The sequence below is a fragment of the Streptomyces cyaneofuscatus genome (assembly GCF_033109485.1).
Taxonomy (GTDB): Bacteria; Actinomycetota; Actinomycetes; order Streptomycetales; family Streptomycetaceae; genus Streptomyces; species Streptomyces cyaneofuscatus.
Map to the genome: position 1 here is coordinate 3572669 of NZ_CP137002.1, position 22557 is coordinate 3595225.

Here is a 22557-nt window from a genome sequence, read left to right on the forward strand (position 1 = left end):
CATGTTTGAGTGCTTCCGCAGCGGCGCCGGCGAGGTCCTCAGCAGGGACGCCTACCTGGCCGACTTCCGCCGCGTCCACGCGAGCGACATCCGCCTGCTTGCCAAGATCGAGCGTGGCCAGACCTTCCAGGAGCCAGGGTCTCCCAGCTGGGAAGCCTTTGCCGCCGGCGACTGGTCCGGGGCTCTGCGCCTGATGGAGGACGAGCGGGAATCGACCGCCGCCTACTTCCGGGACGCATCGGAGCGTGGACTGGTGTTCCGCAGGGTTCGTGTCGTCGAATTCCCCGTCTCTCCGTACCTGCAGTGGGAGATGAACGTGCTGCGGCTCAGGTCGGAGCTGGGCGAGCGAATCCATGTTCTGAACGCCGGAGAGATCGCCGACCTGGAGCGTGACGCAGAGGTACCCGAGGTGGTCATCCTCGGAGATTCGGTCATGTACGCCGTGATCTACGACGCCGACCAAAAGGGCGCAGGGGCACGCCGGTTCACCGACCGAGGCCAGGTCCGCAGGACGACCGAGGAATTCGAGGTCCTGTACGCCAGGGGCGAGGAGTTCTCGGATTTCTTCGACCGGGAGATCGCCCCGCTCGGGCCGCCGACCGTCCACCGTCCGTCGTCCGTCACCCACTGACGATGCGCATGCGACCTCGGCAGACCTCGGTAGACCTTGGCAGACATCGCATGCCTCGCGAACGAAGAAGCAAGCGTCATGGATAGGGAGCGTGCCTCATGACTCCGGAGCTGGCCGCACTCGCACAGAGCGCCGGCGTGACCCTCGTCGGCCTCATGGCGACCGACGCCTGGGAACGCACCAGGGACGGGGTCGTCGCCCTCTGGCAGCGAGCCCGGCCCGAGCGCGCCGACGCGGTGGCCGCCGAACTCGGCAACACCCGCGAGGACTTGGCCTCGCACGAGACCGCCGAGGGCGAACTCGCCGCCGAGTGGCAGGGCCGGATCCGGCGGCTGCTGATCGACCGGCCCGAGGTCGCGGTGGAGCTTCAGAGACTGCTCGACGAACTGACGCCCGATACCGGCCCCTCGGCGGTCCCCGTCTCCCAAAGTGCCACTGCCAGCGGGCACTCCAGGGTCTATCAGGCCGGCCGCGACCTGCACATCACCGACCGGTGAACGGATCGACCGAGGGACGGGCGGAAGACAACGGCCGGGTCTATCAGAGCCATGGGGATCAGCACATCACCGAGCACCACCATCACGGCTCCCCGGGCCACCCCCAGGGGTCCGCACCCGACTCCGTGAGGCGGCCGGCGGTCGGACGGGCTCCGGTGGTACTGCGCGACCGACTGGACCTGATGACGCGCCTGCGTACGGCGCTGGAGGACGGGGGCGCCGATCAGGTCTTCGTACTCCACGGCCTGGGCGGATGCGGCAAGACAGCCGTCGCCTCGGAGGTCTTTCGCATCGCGACGGCCGAAGGGGGCCGGGTCGGCCTCTGGGTGAACGCTCCCGACCTGGCCTCGTTGCGCGCGGGCATGCTCGCCGTAGCCGCCGATCGCGGCGCGAGCGAGGGCGAGCTCACCGCCGCCCGCAACGGGTTGCGCGCGGCCGCAGACCTCGTATGGGAGCGACTGGACCGGTCCGGCCAACCGTGGTTGCTGGTGATCGACAACGCCGATGACCCGGCCATCCTGCGCGAAGGCAACTGGCTGCGCACCAGCCCGGGCGGCATCACCCTGGTCACCACCCGGCAGGTCGCCTCCCACTGGTGGCCCGGGGCGACACTCCACCACGTCGGCGTGTTGCCCCGGGAGGACGCGGCCCAGGTGCTCTGCGATCTCGCACCGGAGAGTGGCACCCCGGAGGAAGCGGCGGAGGTCGCCGACCGGCTGGGCCGGCTGCCCCTGGCGCTCACCCTCGCGGGCGGCTATCTCGCCCACCAGGTGATCAGTCCATGGAGCATGGCGGAGTACGGACGTGCCCTGGAGCGGGGCAATGAGAATGAGGTGGATCCCATCGAACTCCTGGACCGAGGGGCCGCGTACAGCGGTGCAGATCCGTCCCGCCATCTCGCCAGCACCACCTGGGAACTGTCGCTGAACGCACTGCGCGCCCAAGGACTCCCGCAAGCCACAGCGCTGGTCCGGTTACTCGGTTGCTGGTCCCACGACCCGCTCCCCCTCCATCTGCTGACAGGACCGGGCATCGATGCGGTGCTGCCACGGGAGCGGGTGGAGTTGGCCCTCCGTGGCCTGCTCGACCACTCCCTCACCCGCCTGCTCCCCGGCCCGCCCCGCTGTCTGCGGACCCATGGGGTGCTGCTGGAGAGCATCGCCCGGGGCACCCCGGCCGATCAGCATGACGCACTGGTGAGCACGGCCGCAGAGCTGCTCATGGCCGTCCTGCCGGATGTGTCGCGCCCGTGGGCCCTCGAAGACCCGCCCCTCACTCCGTACGTACCGCACGCCCTGGCGTTGCTGCGCCGGGCGACCCAGTGGGCCGGGGTAGGCCGGGCCACCCTGACGCGCGTGCTGGAGTGCGCCTTGCGGCTGGCGGTCGCCCTCCACAGGGCCGGAGACTACGCGTCCGCCCTGTCGGTGGCCCAGGATGCCGTGGCACGCGGGACGCACGCGCTGGAGGCGGACCACCCCGCGGTTATCGCCATCCGCCAGCGTGCGGGGCGGTCCCTCTACCGGCTCGGGCGGTACGAGGAGGCGGAGGCGGCCCATCGTCTCGCCCTGGCGGACTGCACAGCCGTGTTCGGGGCGGATGCCGTCGAAACGCTGGAGAGCTGTATGGGGTTGTCCTCGGTGCTCGCCTGGGTTCACGATCGGAAGGATGAGGCGGCCGCACTGGTACGGCGTGCGGTCGACGGCCGGACCGCCGCGCTCGGCGCCGCCCATCCCTCGACGCTCATCGCACGGACCTACCTGCTGGAATTCACCGCAGGCCCGGAGCAGGATCCGGCCATCGGAACCGCGTTGCTGTCGGACTGCCACAGAGCGGTCGGCCCCGGCCACCCCCTCTCCCTGGACGCCGAGTTGAACTTCGGCTTCGCTTTGATCGCCGCCGGCCGGCAGGCCCGGGCCCTGCCTCACGTCCGTAACGCGGTCGCGGGTTTCGGGCACGCGTACGGACTCGACCATCCGAAGACCCTCGCCGCCCGTTCCCTGGAGCAGAGTTCTCGGGGAGCTCGGCCGGATCGAGGAGGCGGTGGCACACGCGCGACTGGTCGCGGACGCGCGGACGCACGTACTGGGGGCCGAACACCCCTGGACTCGGTGGTCGCTGGAACGCCTCGGGGAGTGGCAGCACGCCCGGGAGGTACAGATGTCAGGCGATGCGAGCCCGGCGGAGTAGAGCGGCACGGTGCGGGGTGGGCCGCTGTCAGGAGCCCAACGGCGTGCACGCCTTGGCCACGGGCTCCCTCACCCGCACGTCCAGCGCCAGGTTCAGCTCGTCCACGAGGTCGATGGCGTCGTCCACTTCCAGGCGGAGGTACGCCGGACCCTGCGCGCCGCCGTTGAAGGTGATCAGCAGCGGCAGGTCGAAGTACGTGTCCTGCCTCTGTACGTCGATGACGCGCATGACGGGGCGGTCGGGGATGCGCTCGGCCCGCCAGCTGCACTCGGGGTCGTACTTCGGTAGTGCGCTCATGGCTCTCACCTTCCGTGAAGACTTCGGATCTTTCTGTCACGAGCATCGGCGTTGCTGGCTACGCTCGGAAGGGGGTCTCTGTAGCCCTATCCCTCCAGGACACAGGGGAGTTGGAATGCCCAAACGCGCGTCCGATTCGGGCGGAGAGGCGTCCGCGCGCAAGATGCTGCACGAGACGCTGAGGCGGCTGCGGGACCGGTCCGGGCTGACGCTGGAGGAGCTGCACGACGAGACGACGTACGACCGGTCGTACCTGCACAAGCTGGAGACGGGGGCGCGCCTGGGCTCTCTGGAGGTCATGGCGGCACTCGACAAGGTCTACGGCACGGGCGAGCAGTTGCAGCAGCTCTGGGAGCTGGCCCGGGACGACGCCTTCGGCAGCCGGTACCAGCGGTTCATGCGGCTGGAGCGGGAAGCGACGGTTCAGTACAAGTACGCGAGCAGCACCATTCCGGGACTGCTCCAGACGAAGGCGTACGCGACGGAGGTACTGGAGCAGGCGCGCCCCCGGGAAGCGGCGGCGCTGCAAGAGGATGTCGACGCCCGTATGAGTCGTCAGTCCATCCTGGAGGGTGAGGACGCCCCGTACTTCCGCGCGCTGCTCGACGAAGCGGTGTTCCGCCGGGCGGCTTCCCAGCCCGCCGTCTGGCTGGAACAGTTGGAGGCCCTGTTGGAGTGGCAGAAGCGGCCGAACGTGACGCTTCAATTGCTGCCGTTCTCGGCAGGGCTGCACGATTTGATGGGTGGTTCACTGACCGTCCTGTGGCTGGCCAACGGCAAGGCGGTGGCCTACCTGGAGGGCAGCAAGTCCGGGGAACTGGTTGAGGACTCAGGCCGCGTCGAGGAGCTGCGGTTGTCCTACGATTTGCAGCGAGACAAGGCGCTCTCTCCGGAGCAGACAACCGAGTTCATCCAGCAGTTGGTCAAGGAGATCCGATCATGCCTTCCCGCCGAGCCGACCTGACTTCCGCGAGCTGGCGGAAGTCCTCGTACAGCAACTCCGACGGCGGCGACTGCGTCGAGGTGTCCGACGACCTTCCGGGCGTTGTCCCGGTGCGCGACTCGAAGCAGCCGGAAGGGCCGGCCGTCGTCTTCGGTACCACCGCCTGGACGGCGTTCGTCAACGACGTCCGCTGAGCACCGCCGCCACTCCGAAGGCCCCGAGAGGTACGTGAGTTCCCGTGGTCCCCGCGTGGGCGGGGGTGGTCCATGCTTCGAAGGCGTCGCAGGCGTTCACTTCTCATGGTCCCGTGCGGGGCTGGTCCCGAGGCCGCCAAGTTCAAGGCGGAGTTTACGATCTGCCCTCGCGCGTGCGGGGATGCTCCCATCTGGTTCTGCGCAAGATGCTGGAGCTGGTGTGGTCCCCGCGCGCGGGGGTGGCCCCCTGTTCGGCATCATCGCCGTGGTCGGGGCTCTGTGTTCCCCGCGTGGGTGCGGGGGTGGTCCCGGGATGAACTTGACGCGCCGCCAGAGCCCGTCGCGATCCCCGCGCAAGCGGGGATGGCCCCATCGCGTCGACCTCGCTGAGTCGCCGGCTGGCCCACCGGCCGAGGAACAGCGCAGCTGTCCCGCCGGGTCGACTAGGCCGTGCCCCCTGAAATGATGAGACGGACCGGCCGTCCATAGCGGCAGGTGGCCGCGGTGAGGCCCGTCACCCCGCCCACCGCCCCGTAAGAAACGCCAGGGCCACCAGCGCACTCACCGGCACCGTCACGCACAGGTACACCGTCCTGAACCACGGGCGGCGCAGGCTCAGGGCCGCCAGGCCGATCCACAGGGGCCACCACAGCAGCGTGGCGCGGGGGATGGACACGTACCAGTACGACGTTCCCAGCGCCCACAGGCTCAGCGCGACGTACACCGCCTCCGGCCAGCGGCGACGCCGTACCAGCAGCGCGACCAGGGCCAGGCCCACCAGCATCGCCGCCAACTCCGCCTGGAACATCGCCGCGTAGCCGGTCGTGTGTACGCCTTCGAACGCCGCGTTCCACGTGTTGCTCCACGCCTCCCACGGGGCGTGGAAGTCCCGGTACCAGCCCCGCTCCTGTGCGTGCTTCCACGCCATCCAGTCGCCCGTGTGGGCGTGCAGAAACCAGCTGTACGCCAGTGGCGGCAGCGCGGGCAGTGCCAGCCAGGGCGCCCCGCGCCAGCCTTTGCCCGACCAGGCCGAGAGCACGAACAGCACCGCGATCGCAGCCGCCAGGAACAGGCCGCTCACGCGCACCGTCGTCGCCAGGGCCGTCAGCGTGCACGCCAGCGCCCAACGGTGGCGCTGGGCGGCCAGCCAGGCCGGGAGCGCGAACGCCAGGAACAGCGCCTCCGTGTAGCCGACCGCCAGGAAGACCGCGCACGGGGAGAGCAGGAAGAACAGGGCCGTGCGCCGGCCGTCGGTGTCCTCGGGTACGTATGAGCGGGCTATGCGGGACAGCGCCAGTACGGCCACGGCTCCCGCTGCCAGTGAGATCAGCAGGCCCGCCGCCGTCCAGCTCGGGACGATGACGTGCACCGCCCGGAGGAGCAGCGGGAATCCGGGGAAGAACGCCTCCCTGTTGTCCCAACCATCCATCCATGGGCCTGTGTCGGCCGGGAAGTAGCCGTCGCGCGCTATGTGGAGGTAGTGGTTCGCGTCCCACTGCTGGAACGGTGCGAGGACTGGACCTGCCTCCCGTATGTCCGAGCCCCGGGGGAAGAGCCAGCGGGCGCCGTGGGCCGTGATCCACACGGATATTCGGGTCAGCAGGTAGAGCCAGAGCACCCGGCGGTCGGCGGGGCTCAGCCAGGCGACCGCCCGGTCGAATCCTGCCGCGCGAAGCGCGCGTGGCGCAGGCCGGGGGTGGTGCGGTACGGGCTTCTCGGCCGGCCGGAACTCATGCGTTACGGGCCGGGGCTCGGGGCCCCTCGGCCGTGGCGGGGCAGGCCTGAGCCCCGGGGGCAACGTAGACACTCAAGCACCTTTCGGGCACGTCTGGGCGTGCGAGATCGCCCGGTGGAGACGCCGGGGCATGGGAGGGCAGGGCGAGGGCGCGGAGTCAGCCGCCCGCCATCACGGCATCGACGTCGCCCCCAGCGTCGATGTAGACGTTGATGTCGATGTCGATGTCGACGAAGCACTCGTCGGCGCCTCCGTCGTCGGCGGGCCCCCCGGAGCGGTCGTCCCCGTGACGGCACCCTCCGACCCCGGCACCGTATTGCTCGGCGTGGGCGGCTCCGTCGGCGTCCCCGCAGGGGGCGGCGGTGCCGGGGACGGGTAGCTGGGGGACGGGCTCGTCGCCGGAGGTGCGGGCTTCGGTGTGACCGGGAGCAGGCCGATCGCCGCCGCGCCGCCCCCGCCGATGACCAGGCACACCCCCACCGCGACCGCGGCCATCCGGCGCCGCTGGGCCCGCATGCCCCGTTCGGTGATGTACGTGGCCGGCTCCGGGACCACGCGGCCCTGCCCGAAGTCCCCGGCCTGCCGGAACAGGGACCGCAACGGATCCTGCGAGCCCCGGGACGCCTCCGGGCCCGACCGGTCCCGTGGTTCAGACATCAGGAGCCTCCTCCATGCGGGGGTCCTGCAGACGGTGGGCGAGCGCCGCCCGTCCGCGGACCAGATGCGTCTTGATCGTGCTGGCGGAAAGCCCGGTCTCCCCGGCGATCTGCTCCACCGTGAGGTCGCACAGGTAGTGCAGGGTCAACGTCCGCCGCTGCTGGGCGGGCAGCTCCCGGAGCGCGTCGACCAGCACCACGTGGTCCGGGTCCGGCGGCGCGACGTGTTCCGCCGCACCGCTCCCCCGGCCCCACGCGTCCGCCGAACGCCGCCGGAAGCGCCAGCGGCTCACCGCCAGGCGCCACGCGACCGTACGGATCCACGCCTCGGGCTGCCCGTCCCGCTCCAGCCGGCCGCGCCGGACCCACGCCTTGACGAAGGCCTCCTGCACGACGTCCTGCGCCTCCTGGAGGTCCCCCGTCATCACGTACAGCTGGCCTGTGAGACGCGCGACCGCCTGGGCGTAGAACTCTTCGAACTCCTCGACGGTCAAAAGTTGCTCCCGGATCTTTCGCTTCACCGGGTATACGCCTGCCGCCGGGCATCCGGTCTACAGCCCCGGCGGTCCATCGGAGTGATCGTCGTCACGTGACCCGGCACGGACTGCATCGAGGGCCGGCGGCCATCGCCGTCAGCCGGTCACACCGGGTGCGGCAGATCCATGAGCGCGAGCCGGGCGGGGTCGATCAGTGCGGTGATCCCGGTGATACGGCCGTCGGCGACGGTGAAGGCGAGGAGGGAGAGCGGGGTGCCGTCCTCGCTCCAGGAGATGACGCCTGGCCGTCCGTTCACGGTCACCGTGTGTCCTCGTGCCGCGCTGCCGGCCACCCTGGCGCGGGTGGCGACTTCGGTGGCCCCGAGCGTCACGAACCGGCCGTTCGGGGAGTGGACGGTGAACTTCACCTCAGGGTGGAGCACCTGCAGCAGCTGCTCGAACCGGCCGTCCCGTGCGGCGGCCAAGAAGGCTTGCACGACCTCGCGTTGCCGCCGCCGGGCGCTCGCCGGGTGCTGGGCGGCCCGGACCTTCCTGCGCGCGCGGCTGGTGAGCATCTTGGTCGCGTCGGCGGACTTGCCGAGGATCGCGCCTGTCTCCCCGTGAGGTACGGCGAACACATCGTGCAGGACGAACGCCAGCCGTTCGTCCGGGCGCAGCGAGTCGAGGACCGTGAGGAGTGCGAGGCCGATCGAGTCCCCGAGCGCCACGAGGTCTTCCGGATCCGGGTTCCTGTCGATCGTCACGGCCAGATCGGCCAGATCGATGAAATCGATGAAATCGCCCTGGCGGGCCAGGTCGGTCAGCCGGTCGTCAAGAGGCACCGTCCGGCGCGTGCGGCCCGAGCGCAGGAGATCGAGGCTGATGCGGCCGACCACGGTGGTCAGCCAGCCGCCGAGATTGTCGATGGCCCCGGCATCCTGCCGGGACAGCCGCAGCCACGCCTCCTGGACCGCGTCGTCCGCGTCGGCGTGCGAGCCGAGCACACGGTAGGCGACCGCGGTGAGCCGGGCGCGGTGCTCCTCGAAGGCCTCGGTGATCGGATCCGCCGGGTGGGCGCCGGACATGGTGTTACCTCCCTGGAAGCTGCTCCGTCATAGGGGTGACGGGCACCAGCCCCGCAACGTAACCCTGGCCGAAGGAGAGCCCCGCCATGCAGAACCGACTGAAGAACAAGAACACCGGCAGCCCCGATGTGTGGAAGGGGATCGGGCACCTCCAGAAGGCGATCACCGCCGGGGGCGTAGACCCCCGGCTGCTCGCCTTGGTCCACCTGCGCGCCAGCCAGATCAACGGCTGCTCGCCGTGCGTCTACGCCAGTGTCGCCGGAGGGAAGAAGGCCGGTGAGACCGACGAGCGGCTGCACAACGTGGCGGCGTGGCGCGAGGCGCCGTTCTACACCGATGCGGAACGCGCGGCTCTGGCGCTGACCGAGGCCGCCACCCGGCTGCAGGACGGTGCCGAGGGAGTGACCGACGCGATCTGGGAGGAAGCCAACGCCCATTTCACCGAGGAGCAGATCGGCGCGATCAACCTGGAGATCGCGCTGACCAACTTCTTCAACCGGATCAACCGCACCATCAAGGAACCGGCCGGACAGACCTGGGGCTGAAGCCGACCCGCCGCCCGGCCCCGCCCGGATCCGGCCGGCTTTTCCCGGAGCTCAAGCCGCGAGATCCGAGCGTTCTTTACGGTGATGGGGTGGATGGGTCACTTTTCCCACCCACCCACCCTGCGACTGAAGTTGACCGTTTGCGACCGACTTGCCACGCACGGTCACCTCGATTTAGCGTGCGGAGCACGAGACCGGAAAAAGCGACCCCTGCTGGTGCTGACAACACCGAACAGGGGTCTGACCAACGAAGATCGAACTACCCTAAGGCGATCCCCATGGCTGCCAGCCACCCTAATACCGCCTCCTGCCCGCCGCACGAGGCCCCGCCCACGCACCCACCCACGCACCCGCCCGCGACCCCGCACCCGATGGCCAAACCCGGCTACGGCAAGCGCTCCGCACCCGGCGAACGACCGCGCGGCGAACGCGACTTCGCCCACCTGCTCCCCCGTGACGCCGCCGTCGCCGCGTACATCGACCGGCTGCCCGACGGCTCCGACATCTCCGTGAAGACGCTGGCCAAGCACCTCCCGTACGGGCAGTGCGCGCTGAGCACCACCCTCAACCGGCTCCAGGACGCCGGGCATCTGCGGCGCGGCAGCGAGTGCGTGATCACCGACGAGGTGATGTTCTGGGTGACCCGGACCTTCTTCTCCCGCACCGCACGCGAGCACGAGTGGTGGAACGCCTACATCCGGGGCGACGTCCCGCCGGACCGGCCCCAACGGCCCACCCGCTCCCGGGCGTTCATCCTGCTCGCCGCCCTCGGCCGTACGGCTCCGGCGCTGTCCCTCTCCGCCGCCGACTGCGTACGGCTGGAACCACAGGTCAGCGAGTGGTTGGCGCGGGGTGCGACGGAGGCCGAACTGCTCCACGCCCTCACCGCGGGCCTCCCGTCCCCCGTCCACTGCGCCGCCCGCCTCGTCGAGCGCCGCCTGACCGACAAGCTGCCGCCGGAGCGGGTCCTGCCAGGGCCCCGGACCGTTCTCCGCACCCTGGAGTGCGGGGAGTGCGGAGTCCCGGGCAGCCCGGAGGCGCTCCTCGGGGGCCTCTGCCGACCGTGCCGGGGGCCATCCCCGGAGCCCCCGATCGGCCCGCCGGGAGCCGTGCAGCCGCCTGGGGTACGGGAGCGGATGAGCGCGGTCCGGGCGGGGCTGGTTCCCCGATCCGAGAGGACATACCGATGACCGTGCAGCTCATCCGCAGATTCGGCAGGGCACGATGGAGGGGAGGAGGCGACGCCATGACCCCCAGCACCGCCGATCACGCACCGCGCGCCCAGATGTCCGTCGAGGAGTTCGAGCAGCTCGCTCGGACGTCACCCGAGACCGTGACGCTTGAGCTCATCAACGGAAAGCTAGAGGTCAAGCCCGTGCCGGACGGGGATCACGACGAGATCATCATGTGGGTCGCGATGCAGTGCATGCAGCAGCAGCCGGAGCTGCGGCTGTACCGCGAGCGCGGGCTGCGGATCGGGGGATACCGCAATGGCCGTGCCCGACCGGACGGCACCCTCGCCCGAGCGGGCCGGTTCGCCGGCGACGGCGAGTGGTCGAGTCCGGACCACATCCTCATGACCGTCGAAGTCACCTCACACGATCACGACACCGACAGGCGCGACCGTACGGAGAAACGCGACGCGTACGCCGCCGCAAGCATCCCGGTCTATCTCCTCATCGACCGCGACCACGACACTCTCGTCGTGTACAGCGAGCCGGAAAAGGGCCGCTACCGGCGGCGGACGACATACGGGTACGGCGATACGGTGCCTCTTCCCGACCCGGTCGACATCACCCTGGAGAGCGAGGAGCTCAAGAACTACGCCCGCTGACCGCTCACCGCACCTTCTCCTCCACCTCCGCCGCCAGCTGCGTCGTCGCCAGCTCCCGGTACAGGTCGTCCGACGCGATCAGCTCCTCGTGCGTACCCGCCGTGCGGACGCGGCCCTCCTCCAGGACCACGATGCGGTCGGCGTGGCGGACGGTGGACAGGCGGTGGGCGATGACCAACACCGTTGTCTGCTGGGCCAGTTCGAGGATGACGTCGCGCAGCGCCTGCTCGTTGACCGCGTCCAGTTGCGAGGTCACCTCGTCGAGGAGAAGCAGGCGGGGGCGGCGCAGCAGGGCGCGGGCGATGGCGATGCGCTGGCGTTCGCCGCCGGAGAGGGTGACGCCGCGGTGCCCGACCGCCGTGTCCAGGCCGTCGGGCAGGCGGGCTACCAGGGCGTCCAGGCGGGTCCGGGCCACCGCGGCCGCCAGCCGGGCCTCCGGGGCGTCGGGGGCCGCGAAGAGCAGGTTCTCCCTCAGCGTCCCGGCCAGGACGGGGGCGTCCTGCTCCACGTACGCGAGCGAGGCCCGCAGCTCCGTCAGCGGCCAGTCCCGGATGTCCCGGCCGTCCACGGTGATCGTGCCGCCGTCGTGGTCGTAGAACCGTTCCAGCAGGCTGAACACCGTCGACTTCCCCGCCCCCGAGGGGCCCACCAGCGCCACCATCCCGCCGGCCGGGACCTCGAACGTGACGCCCTTGTGGGCGGGGGCGCGCTCGTCCCCGTACCCGAAGGTCACGTCCTGGAAGGTGACCCGCAGCGGGCCGCCGCCTTCCTCCTTCAACCCGCCGAAGTCCTCGGCCGGTTCGCCCGGCAGTGACTCCACCTCGTCGATCCTGCGTACGGCGGCCAACCCGCTCTGCAGGCCAGTCCAGCCCTCGACCAGGCCGCCGATCGGGCCCATCAGGTAGAAGAGGTAGAGCAGGAACGCGATCAGGGAGGAGATGTCGAGCGAGCCTGACGCCACCCGGGCCCCGCCCACTCCCAGCACGGCCAGGAAGGCCAGTTGGATCGACATCATCATCGTGACGTCGGAGACCGAGGACCACTTCGCCACCGAGACGCCCCGGTCGTGCGCGTGCCGTGCCGCCTCCGCGACCGCCGCCGTCTCGCGCTCCTCGGCGCCGCTCGCCTTGACCGTACGGAACGCCTGGAGCACCCGGTCCAGCGCCGCGCCCATCGCTCCCACCGACTCCTGTGCGCGGAGCTGCGCGCGCTGAATGCGCGGCATGAGCAGAGCAGTTACGGCTCCGATACCGACGATCACCACCAGCGTCACGCCCAGCAGCGCGACGTCCATGTACGCCATGAACGCGACCGTTCCCAGCAGCATCAGCACGCTGTTGAACGACTCGACCAGGCCGCTGGAGAGGACCGTTCGGAGGAGGGTCGTGTCGCTGGTGACGCGGGACTGGAGGTCGCCGGGGGTCAGACGGTCCACCGCCGGGACCTTCAACCGCATGATGCGACCAACGAGTTGGTCGCGGGCGCGGAGGACGACGCCCTCTCCCGTACGGGCCATGAGGTAACGGCCGTACGCGGAGAGGCAGGCGCCCGCGAGGACCAGTGCGGTGAGCGCGATGAGCGGGGTCACCGGTGAGCGGTCGGCGGCGAACGCGTCCACCGCGTACTTCGCCATCAGCGGCATCGCCAGGCCGGCCGCGGAACCGGTGAGGGAGAGCAGGCCCGCGCGGATGAGTACGCCTCGGTGGGGGCGGACCCGGGTCAGGAGGAGGCGGAGGGGTGACGGGCCGGGCGTGGTCGCTTCGGAGGGCGGTCCGCTCCCCACAGGCACCCCAGGTGTACCGGACACTCCAGGCCCCTCAGGGCGCCTGTCCGCCCCCGTCGTCGTCCCCGCCACCGCGCTCACCCGGAACCCCCTCGCGTACCGTCACCACCATCAAAGGACGCAGATCGGCCGACTCCGCCTGCTCGCCGACCGTGCGGCCCTCCGCCTCCACCCAAGCATGCGGCGAGAATGGCGGTGCAGTCCGGACCCCCGCGCACCAGTCGGGCCAGCTCCCCGACATCCGGCACGCCAGCGCGATGGCCACCGAACGGGGCAGGCAGCCGTAACGGCCCGCGCAGCGGCGGCTGGTGGCGGTGACCGCCTCGTACATCTCCAGCGTCTCTTCGTACGTCGCCGGGCGCGCACCCTTGGCGCAGCGGGTCAGCACCCGGCGTAGGCGGCCCGGTTTGAAGCGGGCCAGGACGAACGCGGCGGCGATCGCGGCGCGCAGCCGTACGCCTCCCGGCCCGGCGCCCCGCCGCGGCATCGTCATCTCGGTGGTCATGGGCGCAGGATCTTCGCCTCGACGAGCTGACGGGTCAGCTGGGCGACGTCCGACTCCGCCTCGGCGCGCTCCACGTCGAACTCGGCCACGATGCGTTCGACGGCCACCTCGGGGGCCTGCCCGGCGGCGAGCGTCTCCACGACGATGACGCTCGTGTCGTTCAACTGCCAGTAGCTGCCGTCCTTTTCGTCGAGGAGCACACCTCCGTACTCGGTCGTCGTGACGGCTATGCCTTTTCTGAGCTTCATCGCGATGCCTCGCTGGTCGTGGGGGTCCGGTCGGGTGGGGTCCAGGCGTTCTCGGCCGTACGCAGCCAGGTCTCCCCGGCCACCGTGGAGCTGATGGAGTGCTCGACCAGGACCGGCGAGAAAGGTTCGGCGGCCAGTCGGAGGAGGTGGCGGGCGTCCACCAGGCCGTGGTCGGCCAGGCGTGAGTCCGTCCACAAGTCGGCCAGGTCCGGGGCGTGTGCGCGGAGTCCCTGGTGTTCGTCGGAGGACATGTGGTCCTTCGTCGTACGGGCCAGCAGCGCGTCCGGCACCACCCCGCGCATCGCCTCGACGAGCAGCGGCTTGTAGCGCCACGGGCTGATCCGCTCCGCCAGGCGTACGGCGAGGGTCGCCTCCAGGACCCGGTCGTCGTAGAAGGGCGCGGCGACCGGCAGCCCGATCGTCATGCCGATGTCCTCCATCGCCTGGAAGTGGCGTGCCCCCATCCGTACCGCGTCGATGTCCACATGCCGCCCCCGCCACAGGTCGATCGGCTCGGCCTGCCCGGCGGCCGCCCGGAACTCCCCGGTGATCAGGGCGTTCGCGTGGTCCGTGAACCACGGGCGCAAGGACTGGCGCACGCCCCAGGAGAGGAGCGGGGTGCGGGTGACCGGCTGGGGTTCGGTGGTGACCGCGCCCGCGAGCCAGCGGGGGAAGCTGGAGCGGTCCAGCAGGGCCTTCAGGGTGGGGAGGAGGGGCCAGCCGAGCTGGTGGCGCAGGCCGCTGAGGTGGTTCCAGGCGGTGAGCGGGTTGCCGTGGAAGAGGTCCTGGTAGGCGTGGGGCAGGCCGAGGAAGAGTTCGTCGCCGCCGTAGCCGGTGAGGTGGTAGCGGGAGCCGGTGGCGCGGGCGCGGCTGAGGAGCAGGTGCGCGCGGGCGCGGCCGGGGGCCACGGGGAGCGGTTCGTCGTTGAGCTCGGCGGAGGTGGCGGCCAAGTCGGCGTAGAAGTAGGGGGCTTGGTCGGCGGGGATGATGTGGTGGGCCAGGGCGGGGGTGTCCGTATGCCCGCCGCGTGCCGCCTCCACCGCCCGCCGCGCCCACGTCTCGTCCTCGCTGTAACGGTCTCGGGCCGCCACGGTGAGCAGCGACAGCTCCGCCGGGGCGGTCGCGCGGGCGGCGAAGGTGAGGGTGGTGGAGTCCAGGCCGCCGGAGAGCTCGCAGCTGATCCGGTCCAGGCCGCCGATATGCGCTCGTACGGAGGCGGCGACGGCGTCCCCGAGTCTTCGGGCGCCCTCCGCCAGGGAGAGTTCCGGCGGCGGGGGCTCCCACCAGCGGTACTCACGAGGGCCGGGGGCGGCGGCCGTGCCCGGTGCTGCGGCGGGCAGGGCCAGTCCGTACCCGGCCCCGGTCTCGTGCACGCCCCGCCACAGGACGCGCCGGCTCAGGGGGTGCGGCAGGAAGTCCAGCATGCGCAGGGCGAGCGCGCCGTCGTCCAGGGGTGCGCCGGTCAGGTGCGCGAGGACGGCCGGGCGGTCGGAGGCGATGGTTCCGGCCTCGGCGTGCCGGGCGTGGTAGATCCGGCGCAGGCCGGAGGCGGTGCCCCGGATCCAGGTCGCACCGGAGAGGTGCGCGATGACGTGGTGGAGGCCGGGGAGCCGGGCGAGGCGGCGTTCCAGCCCGGCCCGGTCGCGGGCGCCCTCCAGGAGGCCGGCGAGCACGGCCTCGGGGACCTGGTCGGGGCCGATGAGCACGAGGGCGTCGTCGCCCCGGCGGAGGTGGCTGACCTTGCGGACCAGGGGGCGGGCGACGACCCAGGGGCGGCCGGAGGGGTGGGCGACGGTGACGGTGCCGCCCGCCCCTCCTGCGGTCCGGGTGGTGTCCGGTACGGGAAGCTGCCCGGCCACCGCGTGGCCCGCCACGCTGTCCGGCAGGACGACTAAGTAGTCACGCAGCAGGCCGGGCATCTTCACCTTTCGGAAGTTCTCACACCGTGCACAGGGAGCCGGTCGGCGGATCAGATGATGCGCCGGACCCAGTACTCCTTGTACGAGCCGTAGAAGTAACCGGCGGTCTTCTTCGAAAAGTCGCCCTGCTTGAACAGCGACGGCTTCACGTAAGCCTTCTTCTGCTGCTTCATGACACCTTCCCTTCTGTGCGGTTGACGACCGTTATGCCCAACTGACGTCTGCATAACTGGAGTTATTTATGCGACAGGTGTTCACCAGGTGAACACCAGGGCCATCATGTCCCGCCGCCGGGCCGGTACGCGTGATTCCGGTCCACCGGGTGAAGTTGGCCGGATGGCGCGAGCGAAGAGGGCGGGCGCCGCGGCCCTCGGCCGTACCGCAGGGCACCGACCGGTCGGCATGTGCAGTCGCACACCGACGCGGCACGCAGGAGCAGTGGACTGGACCAATGGCTGTACGCGGCGACCGGCCCGGGCAGTGAGCTGCCAGGAGATCGAACCGGCGGCGGCGGAACGAGGAGACCAGGCCGTACGCCCGCTCCTGGGTTCCGTAGCGGCCCTATCCCACCGGCAGCGCGTGCGCCACCGGGATCACCGAAATCGATCGAACACGCGTTGCCGTACAGGACCGGACACGGCAAGTAGCCATTCGGCCATGCCCGACCGCTCGTTCGGGTCCATCAGGGCCTCTCGGCCTCCCTCGACGCCCCCGCCGGCGCCTCTCAACGCCCCCGCCGGCGCCCCTCAGCGGCCCCGACGCCCCGCCTCGCGGATCCGGTAGCCGCCCCAGGCCGCCGTTCCGGCGCCCAGCAGCAGCGGGATCATGCCGTAGCCGACGACCGTCGACGAGTGGGCGAACCACCGTCCACCGCCGGACACCTGCGTCGCGGTGATCGTCTCGGGGTCGTTCCTTCCGTCGTGGTCCGCGAAGAGGATCCGGGTGCGCTCGATCCTGGCCGACTCGGGCATGCCGTCCACATGGACGCGCAGAGCCTCGTCGGCGACCCGCTTGCGCTCCGCCTCGTTGGCGCGCTGCTGGGCGGGGGTCTCGCCGAAGCAGTGCCAGACCGTCTGCCCCTTCTCCGTACGCGTGTCCCGGCAGTCGATCCGGCCGAAGGTCTCCACCCGCATGCCGAGCAGGCCGGAGAGGCCCGTGCCGGTCACCACGATGAACAGCCCCGCCACGAACAGCACGGCCCCGCCCACGACGAGCGAGGCCCCCTTGAGCCGCCCTCCGCCCCTTCTCCCCGCAGCGCTCACGCTCATGCCCGCCCCGCCCCCGTATCCGTACGACCGCCCTCGCGGTGGCCACGACCGCCCCCGCAGTGTCCCCGCACACCCCGGACACGCCACAGGGGCGGCACCTCCGTGACGGAGGTGCCGCCCCTGTGGGACGTGCGGGGAGCTTCGACCGGTTCCGAAGGAGCCGATCAGAAGTCCATGTCACCGCCCGGCATGCCACCCGGGGCGGCCGCGCCGGCCTTCTCGGGCTTGTCGGCGATGACGGCCTCGGTGGTGAGGAACAGCGCGGCGATGGAGGCGGCGTTCTGCAGAGCGGAACGCGTGACCTTCGCCGGGTCGATGATGCCCTCGGCGATCATGTCCACGTACTCGCCGGACGCGGCGTTGAGGCCGTGACCGATCGGCAGGTTGCGGACCTTCTCGACGACGACGCCACCCTCGAGACCACCGTTGACGGCGATCTGCTTGAGCGGGGCCTCCAGCGCGAGCTTCACGGCGTTGGCGCCGGTCGCCTCGTCGCCCGTGAGGTCGAGCTTGTCGAAGACGGCCGAGGCCTGGAGCAGAGCCACGCCACCACCGGCGACGATGCCCTCCTCGACGGCGGCCTTGGCGTTGCGCACCGCGTCCTCGATGCGGTGCTTGCGCTCCTTGAGCTCCACCTCGGTGGCGGCGCCGGCCTTGATGACGGCCACGCCGCCGGCCAGCTTCGCGAGGCGCTCCTGGAGCTTCTCGCGGTCGTAGTCCGAGTCGGAGTTCTCGATCTCGGCGCGGATCTGCTTGACGCGACCCTGCACCTGCTCGCTGTCACCGGCACCGTCGACGATCGTGGTCTCGTCCTTGGTGATGACGACCTTGCGGGCGCGGCCGAGCAGGTCCAGGCCGGCGTTCTCCAGCTTGAGACCGACCTCCTCGGAGATCACGGTGCCACCGGTGAGGATGGCGATGTCCGCGAGCATGGCCTTGCGGCGGTCGCCGAAGCCCGGGGCCTTGACGGCGACGGACTTGAACGTGCCCTTGATCTTGTTGACGACCAGGGTGGAGAGCGCCTCGCCCTCGACATCCTCGGCGATGATCAGCAGGGGCTTGCCCGACTGCATGACCTTCTCCAGCAGCGGGATCAGGTCCTTGACGCTGGCGATCTTCGAGTTGACGATCAGGATGTACGGGTCGTCGAGCGACGCCTCCATACGCTCCATGTCGGTCGCGAAGTAGGCCGAGATGTAGCCCTTGTCGAAGCGCATACCCTCGGTGAGCTCAAGCTCCAGACCGAAGGTCTGGGACTCCTCGACGGTGATGACGCCTTCCTTGCCGACCTTGTCCATCGCCTCGGCGATCTTGGCGCCGATCTCGGTGTCGGCGGCGGAGATGGAGGCGGTCGAAGCGATCTGCTCCTTGGTCTCCACGTCCTTGGCCTGCTCCAGCAGAGCGGCGGAGACGGCCTCGACGGCCTTCTCGATGCCCCGCTTGAGGGCCATCGGGTTGGCGCCCGCGGCGACGTTGCGCAGACCCTCGCGGACGAGAGCCTGGGCGAGAACGGTGGCGGTGGTCGTACCGTCGCCGGCGACGTCGTCCGTCTTCTTGGCGACCTCCTTGACCAGCTCCGCACCGATCTTCTCGTACGGGTCCTCGAGCTCGATCTCCTTGGCGATGGAAACACCATCGTTGGTGATCGTGGGCGCGCCCCACTTCTTCTCGAGGACGACGTTACGGCCCTTGGGGCCGAGGGTGACCTTGACGGCGTCGGCGAGCTGGTTCATCCCGCGCTCGAGACCGCGCCGTGCCTCCTCGTCGAACGCGATGATCTTGGCCATGTGAAGTGGTCCTCCCGGACAGGGGTGGATTCTCCGGACCGAGAGGCGCCCGCGACGGACGGCCTGCGTGCGTGGTGGTTCCTTGCCCCACCGCGCCTGCGGGCCTCACCGGCCCGGTCCAAGTTTCTGTCACTCTCACCTGGAGAGTGCTAACGCCAATGATTAGCACTCGACCCCCGAGAGTGCAAGCGCCTCAGGCCAGGGCCCGCCATGTGGTCAGGCCGCCCGTCCGGCCATCCGTCCGCCCGGTCCCGGCGCGCACGAAGGGCCCGATCCCCTGGATCACTCCGGGGTCGGGCCCTGCGTGCGTGAGTAGTGGTGATGCCGGACGGCCGCGCCGGACTCAGCCGACAGCGAGCTTGACCATGTCGGCCTGGGGCCCCTTCTGGCCCTGCGAGATCTCGAATTCAACTCGCTGACCCTCTTCGAGGGTGCGGTACCCGTCCATCTGGATCGCGCTGTAGTGGACGAAAACATCCGCACCACCGTCGACCGCGATGAAGCCGTACCCCTTCTCCGCGTTGAACCACTTGACGGTGCCCTGAGCCATGCCTAACTCCCCTATAACTGGCCCTTGCACGGGACCGCACTTCGCGGCCCCGGGTCGGAACTCACCCTCCGACAGGAGAGGGTGCGCGGCGCCGCAGCGCGTCGACCGCGGCCGAATGTATCCGCCCAACTGCCCTCTGCAACAGGTCAATCGGACGAGAATTCTGGGCACAGGCGAACGCCCGAATATGCGGGATTGCTGAAATTTACGGGCAAGTCGGGCCAGGCAAAGGCCACTTATGCCTCAAGGGGTTCACGTACTTTGGCTGCTTCTTATCGGGGCCGGGCGCATTCTCATATGCGGGCGGCACACGCAGCGAAGGGGGCTTCCCCAACTCTACCGTGCTCAACCATGCAGAATTGCCCCCTCCGCTTTGTGTGGCGGAGGGGGCAACTGTTGTTCAGCCGAGGGCGGTCGGCGGTTCAGCCGGGGGTCGTCGGATCAGCCGGGGTCGTCGGATCAGCAGCCGCCGGCCACGGCCGGGATGATCGAGATGCCGGCGCCGTCGGGCGTGGCCGCGTCGAGCCCGCCCTCGAAGCGCACGTCGTCGTCGTTGACGTACACGTTGACGAAGCGGCGCAGCTTGCCCTGGTCGTCCAGGACGCGGGCGGCGATGCCCGGGTGGTCCTTCTCCAGGGAGTCGATGACCTCGGAGAGCTTCGCGCCCTCCGCCGTGACCTCGGCCTGGCCGCCCGTGTACGTACGGAGGATGGTGGGGATGCGGACCTTGACGCTCATGGTGGTGCCCTTCTTCCTTCGTTCTGGGGTCAGGCGGAGGCGAGGCCCGCGGCGCGGAACGCGTCCAGGCTCGGCTTGATGGTCGCCGTCGCCTGCGAGGTCGCGGAGACCGCGTCGAGCGTCTTGAGCCCGTCACCGGTGTTCAGGACGACGGTGGTGAGCGCCGGGTCGATGACGCCGGCCTCGATCAGCTTCCGCGTCACGCCGAGCGTCACGCCGCCCGCCGTCTCGCCGAAGATGCCCTCGGTGCGCGCCAGCAGCTTGATCGCGTCGACGACCTGCTCGTCGTTCACGTCCTCCACCGCGCCGCCCGTGCGGCGGGCGATGTCGAGGACGTACGGGCCGTCCGCCGGGTTGCCGATGGCCAGGGACTTGGCGATGGTGTTCGGCTTCTGGGGGCGGACCACGTCGTGACCGGCCTTGAAGGCGGCGGAGACCGGGGAGCAGCCCTCGGCCTGGGCGCCGAAGATCTTGTACGGCTTGTCCTCGACCAGGCCGAGCTTGATCAGCTCCTGGAACCCCTTGTCGATCTTCGTCAGCTGCGAGCCGGACGCGATCGGGATGACGATCTGGTCGGGCAGCCGCCAGCCGAGCTGCTCGCAGATCTCGTACGCCAGGGTCTTGGAGCCCTCGCCGTAGTACGGGCGCAGGTTGACGTTGACGAAGCCCCAGCCCTCGCCGAGCGGGTCGCCGATGAGCTCGGAGCAGAAGCGGTTGACGTCGTCGTAGTTGCCCTCGATGCCGACCAGCTCACCGCCGTACACCGCGGCCATGACGACCTTGCCCTGCTCCAGGTCGTGCGGGATGAACACGCACGAGCGCAGTCCGGCGCGGGCGGCGGCGGCCCCGACGGCACCGGCCAGGTTGCCCGTGGAGGAGCAGGAGAGGGTGGTGAAACCGAAGGCGCGGGCGGCCTCGACGGCGATCGCGACGACCCGGTCCTTGAAGGAGTGCGTCGGATTGCCGGAGTCGTCCTTGACGTACAGACCGCCGGTGACGCCCAGCTCACGGGCGAGATTGTCGGCCTTGACCAGCTTGGTGAAACCGGGGTTGATATTGGGCTTCTCGGCGACATCGGCCGGAACCGGCAGCAGCGGGGCGTAACGCCAGATGTTGTTCGGGCCGGCCTCGATGCGCCCCCGCAGTTCCTCGGGGGAGCCGGTGGGCAGGTCGTACGCGACTTCCAGGGGTCCGAAACAGGACGCACAGGCGAAAAGGGGGCCGAGCTCGAAACGCTCGCCGCACTCGCGGCAGGAAAGCGCCACGGCGGGACCGAGGTCCACGGAAGCGGTGGTGGCATTACCTGCGATGGTCTGAACAGCCATGATGGCGGAGGCCCTTTCTCCTCATCTTCCTTGCGGCGCATTTCGCCACAAGACGGAATTGGCACCTTCCCCACCGTGACCTCGCGGTCGGTAGGAGGGTTGCCGGGACTTCAACGGGCCGTTCCCTCAGTCCCTCTGGATGAGCTCTGTGGCACTGGATCTTCGATCCAGGCGTTTGTGTGACGACGGACCCCGACATGCGACGGTCATCCGCGTTGTTCAAGACTGTAACCGAAGGACCGGACTGTTGAGATAGTCGTCCGAACGGCGAGATGGATCACATACCGCCCCCACACGAGGAGTCCCGACCGTGCTCGAAGAGGTGGAACGCTGGCTGACCAGGCGTTCCTGGTCGTCCGCCGACCGCCCGCTGAACCGGCTCACCGACGCCCGGGCCGCCGACCCTCACCGTACGTCGGTGAGTGTGGTGCTGCCCGCGCTGAACGAGGAGGCCACGGTCGGCGCGATCGTGGCGACCATCCGGCGCGAGCTGATGGAGAAGGTCCGGCTGGTCGACGAGCTGGTGGTGATCGACTCCGGCTCCACCGACGCCACGGCCGCCGTCGCGCGGGCTGCGGGCGCCCGGGTGGTCCGCCGGGACGCGATCCTGCCCCGGATCCCGGCGCTGCCCGGCAAGGGCGAGGTGCTCTGGCGGTCGCTCCTGGTGACCAGCGGCGAGATCGTCTGCTTCGTCGACGCGGACCTGAGGGACTTCTCGGCGGACTTCGTCTCGGGAACGGTCGGCCCGCTGCTCACCGACCCGACCGTGCAGTTCGTCAAGGCGATGTACGACCGCCCGTTCGGCGACACCGCAGGTCAGGGCGGCCGCGTCACCGAGTTGGTGGCACGCCCCCTGCTCAATCTGCACTGGCCGCAGCTGGCCGGCTTCGTGCAGCCGCTGGGCGGCGAGTACGCGGTGCGGCGCTCGCTGCTGGAGCGGCTGCCGTTCCCGGTCGGTTACGGAGTGGAGCTGGGGCTGCTCGTCGACGCGCTGCACACCGTGGGTCTGGACGCGCTGGGACAGGTGGATGTGGGGGTGCGGCGCCACCGCCACCAGGACGGGCAGGCGCTGGGCCGGATGGCGGCCGCGATCTACCGCACGGCGCAGCTGCGGCTCTCCCGGGGGCATCTGGTGCGGCCGGCGCTGACGCAGTTCGAGCGGGGCGAGGAGGGGTTCGTGCCGCGCACCCATGCGGTGGACACCGAGGAGCGGCCGCCGATGCGGGAGATCGAGGAGTACGTGGAGCGGTGGGCGGCGTGAGGTCCGGGGGGCTCCGCGCCGTGGCGGGCGTGAGGTGCGGGGGCTCCGGCGCCGTGGCGGGCGTGAGGCTCTGAGGCGTTTGGCGGCTTCCCT

At 70.3% G+C, this 22557-nt stretch carries 23 protein-coding genes, 1 pseudogene and 1 riboswitch; of the genes and pseudogenes, 10 read left to right on the forward strand and 14 right to left on the reverse strand.

Annotated features, from left to right (window positions below):
* Position 1 precedes the first annotated feature (1 nt).
* From R2B67_RS15590 to R2B67_RS15600, 3 genes and pseudogenes are all read left to right on the forward strand, one after another.
* Positions 2-631 carry a DUF6879 family protein gene (locus tag R2B67_RS15590; RefSeq protein ID WP_317818703.1) on the forward strand — a complete coding sequence of 210 codons (630 nt, stop codon included), beginning with the start codon at positions 2-4 and terminating at the stop codon, positions 629-631.
* A gap of 98 nt (positions 632-729) precedes the next feature.
* Entirely contained in the window at positions 730-1128 is a 399-nt protein-coding gene (locus R2B67_RS15595) for a hypothetical protein (protein WP_317818705.1), read from the forward strand.
* Positions 1125-3315 (forward strand): annotated as a pseudogene (locus tag R2B67_RS15600) (tetratricopeptide repeat protein). The gene R2B67_RS15595 and the pseudogene R2B67_RS15600 overlap by 4 nt, the downstream one beginning before the upstream one ends.
* 27 nt (positions 3316-3342) lie before the next feature.
* Here R2B67_RS15600 and R2B67_RS36025 read toward each other — a convergent pair.
* On the reverse strand, positions 3343-3612 hold the full coding sequence (locus R2B67_RS36025; RefSeq protein WP_324795304.1) for a hypothetical protein: 270 nt from the start codon (positions 3610-3612) through the stop codon (positions 3343-3345).
* A gap of 115 nt (positions 3613-3727) precedes the next feature.
* Here R2B67_RS36025 and R2B67_RS15605 point away from each other — a divergent pair, with 115 nt between their 5' ends.
* A complete protein-coding gene (locus tag R2B67_RS15605; protein ID WP_317818709.1) occupies positions 3728-4576 on the forward strand; it encodes a helix-turn-helix domain-containing protein in 849 nt (282 codons plus the stop codon).
* Positions 4552-4749: a DUF397 domain-containing protein gene (locus tag R2B67_RS15610; RefSeq protein ID WP_317818711.1), complete on the forward strand. Its 198-nt coding sequence runs from the start codon at positions 4552-4554 to the stop codon at positions 4747-4749. Before R2B67_RS15605 ends, R2B67_RS15610 begins: the two co-directional genes overlap by 25 nt.
* A gap of 514 nt (positions 4750-5263) precedes the next feature.
* Here the strand turns inward: R2B67_RS15610 and R2B67_RS15615 are convergent.
* A complete protein-coding gene (locus R2B67_RS15615) occupies positions 5264-6556 on the reverse strand; it encodes a mannosyltransferase family protein (RefSeq protein WP_317818713.1) in 1293 nt (430 codons plus the stop codon).
* 58 nt (positions 6557-6614) lie between these two features.
* Between R2B67_RS15615 and R2B67_RS15620 the strand changes: the two genes are divergently transcribed.
* Positions 6615-6863: a hypothetical protein gene (locus R2B67_RS15620; RefSeq protein WP_317818715.1), complete on the forward strand. Its 249-nt coding sequence runs from the start codon at positions 6615-6617 to the stop codon at positions 6861-6863.
* Positions 6864-7133: 270 nt separating this feature from the next.
* On the opposite strand, the gene R2B67_RS15625 is transcribed toward R2B67_RS15620, so the two are convergent.
* Together R2B67_RS15625 and R2B67_RS15630 are read right to left on the reverse strand one after the other, a co-directional pair.
* Positions 7134-7634, reverse strand: coding sequence for a SigE family RNA polymerase sigma factor (locus R2B67_RS15625; protein WP_317824870.1), 501 nt, complete (start codon positions 7632-7634; stop codon positions 7134-7136).
* 146 nt (positions 7635-7780) lie between these two features.
* Entirely contained in the window at positions 7781-8701 is a 921-nt protein-coding gene (locus R2B67_RS15630) for a sigma-70 family RNA polymerase sigma factor (RefSeq protein ID WP_317818717.1), read from the reverse strand.
* A gap of 86 nt (positions 8702-8787) precedes the next feature.
* Between R2B67_RS15630 and R2B67_RS15635 the strand changes: the two genes are divergently transcribed.
* The 3 genes from R2B67_RS15635 to R2B67_RS15645 all read left to right on the forward strand — a co-directional run bounded on the left by R2B67_RS15635 (position 8788) and on the right by R2B67_RS15645 (position 11080).
* Complete coding sequence (locus R2B67_RS15635) at positions 8788-9246, forward strand: carboxymuconolactone decarboxylase family protein (RefSeq protein WP_317818719.1); 459 nt, start codon at positions 8788-8790, stop codon at positions 9244-9246.
* A 371-nt stretch (positions 9247-9617) separates the two neighbouring features.
* Complete coding sequence (locus R2B67_RS15640) at positions 9618-10436, forward strand: hypothetical protein (protein WP_317818721.1); 819 nt, start codon at positions 9618-9620, stop codon at positions 10434-10436.
* A 56-nt stretch (positions 10437-10492) separates the two neighbouring features.
* Positions 10493-11080: a Uma2 family endonuclease gene (locus R2B67_RS15645; protein WP_317824871.1), complete on the forward strand. Its 588-nt coding sequence runs from the start codon at positions 10493-10495 to the stop codon at positions 11078-11080.
* A 4-nt stretch (positions 11081-11084) separates the two neighbouring features.
* On the opposite strand, the gene R2B67_RS15650 is transcribed toward R2B67_RS15645, so the two are convergent.
* From R2B67_RS15650 to thrC, 10 genes are all read right to left on the reverse strand, one after another.
* Positions 11085-12887, reverse strand: coding sequence for an ABC transporter ATP-binding protein (locus tag R2B67_RS15650; protein ID WP_317818723.1), 1803 nt, complete (start codon positions 12885-12887; stop codon positions 11085-11087).
* A 10-nt stretch (positions 12888-12897) separates the two neighbouring features.
* The gene (locus R2B67_RS15655; protein ID WP_237327164.1) at positions 12898-13368 is read right to left on the reverse strand and encodes a lasso peptide biosynthesis B2 protein; all 471 of its coding nucleotides are present in this window, start codon (positions 13366-13368) and stop codon (positions 12898-12900) included.
* A complete protein-coding gene (locus R2B67_RS15660; protein WP_317818725.1) occupies positions 13365-13616 on the reverse strand; it encodes a lasso peptide biosynthesis PqqD family chaperone in 252 nt (83 codons plus the stop codon). The genes R2B67_RS15655 and R2B67_RS15660 overlap by 4 nt, the downstream gene beginning before the upstream one ends.
* Positions 13613-15535 carry an asparagine synthase-related protein gene (locus tag R2B67_RS15665; RefSeq protein ID WP_317824872.1) on the reverse strand — a complete coding sequence of 641 codons (1923 nt, stop codon included), beginning with the start codon at positions 15533-15535 and terminating at the stop codon, positions 13613-13615. The genes R2B67_RS15660 and R2B67_RS15665 overlap by 4 nt, the downstream gene beginning before the upstream one ends.
* 50 nt (positions 15536-15585) lie before the next feature.
* Entirely contained in the window at positions 15586-15708 is a 123-nt protein-coding gene (locus R2B67_RS15670; protein ID WP_018511015.1) for a keywimysin-related RiPP, read from the reverse strand.
* 573 nt (positions 15709-16281) lie between these two features.
* The gene (locus R2B67_RS15675; RefSeq protein WP_317818732.1) at positions 16282-16803 is read right to left on the reverse strand and encodes a hypothetical protein; all 522 of its coding nucleotides are present in this window, start codon (positions 16801-16803) and stop codon (positions 16282-16284) included.
* Between the two features lie 164 nt (positions 16804-16967).
* Complete coding sequence (gene groL, locus R2B67_RS15680; RefSeq protein WP_093694016.1) at positions 16968-18590, reverse strand: chaperonin GroEL; 1623 nt, start codon at positions 18588-18590, stop codon at positions 16968-16970.
* A 343-nt stretch (positions 18591-18933) separates the two neighbouring features.
* Positions 18934-19140 (reverse strand): cold-shock protein, encoded by a 207-nt coding sequence (locus R2B67_RS15685; protein ID WP_003967346.1) that lies wholly within the window; start codon positions 19138-19140, stop codon positions 18934-18936.
* A 459-nt stretch (positions 19141-19599) separates the two neighbouring features.
* A complete protein-coding gene (locus R2B67_RS15690; protein WP_018511018.1) occupies positions 19600-19878 on the reverse strand; it encodes a MoaD/ThiS family protein in 279 nt (92 codons plus the stop codon).
* 29 nt (positions 19879-19907) lie between these two features.
* The gene (gene thrC / locus R2B67_RS15695) at positions 19908-21203 is read right to left on the reverse strand and encodes a threonine synthase (RefSeq protein ID WP_317818770.1); all 1296 of its coding nucleotides are present in this window, start codon (positions 21201-21203) and stop codon (positions 19908-19910) included.
* An 18-nt stretch (positions 21204-21221) separates the two neighbouring features.
* Positions 21222-21349, reverse strand: a riboswitch (SAM riboswitch).
* A 164-nt stretch (positions 21350-21513) separates the two neighbouring features.
* Between thrC and R2B67_RS15700 the strand changes: the two genes are divergently transcribed.
* Positions 21514-22464 carry a glucosyl-3-phosphoglycerate synthase gene (locus tag R2B67_RS15700; RefSeq protein ID WP_317818778.1) on the forward strand — a complete coding sequence of 317 codons (951 nt, stop codon included), beginning with the start codon at positions 21514-21516 and terminating at the stop codon, positions 22462-22464.
* Positions 22465-22557 lie beyond the last annotated feature (93 nt).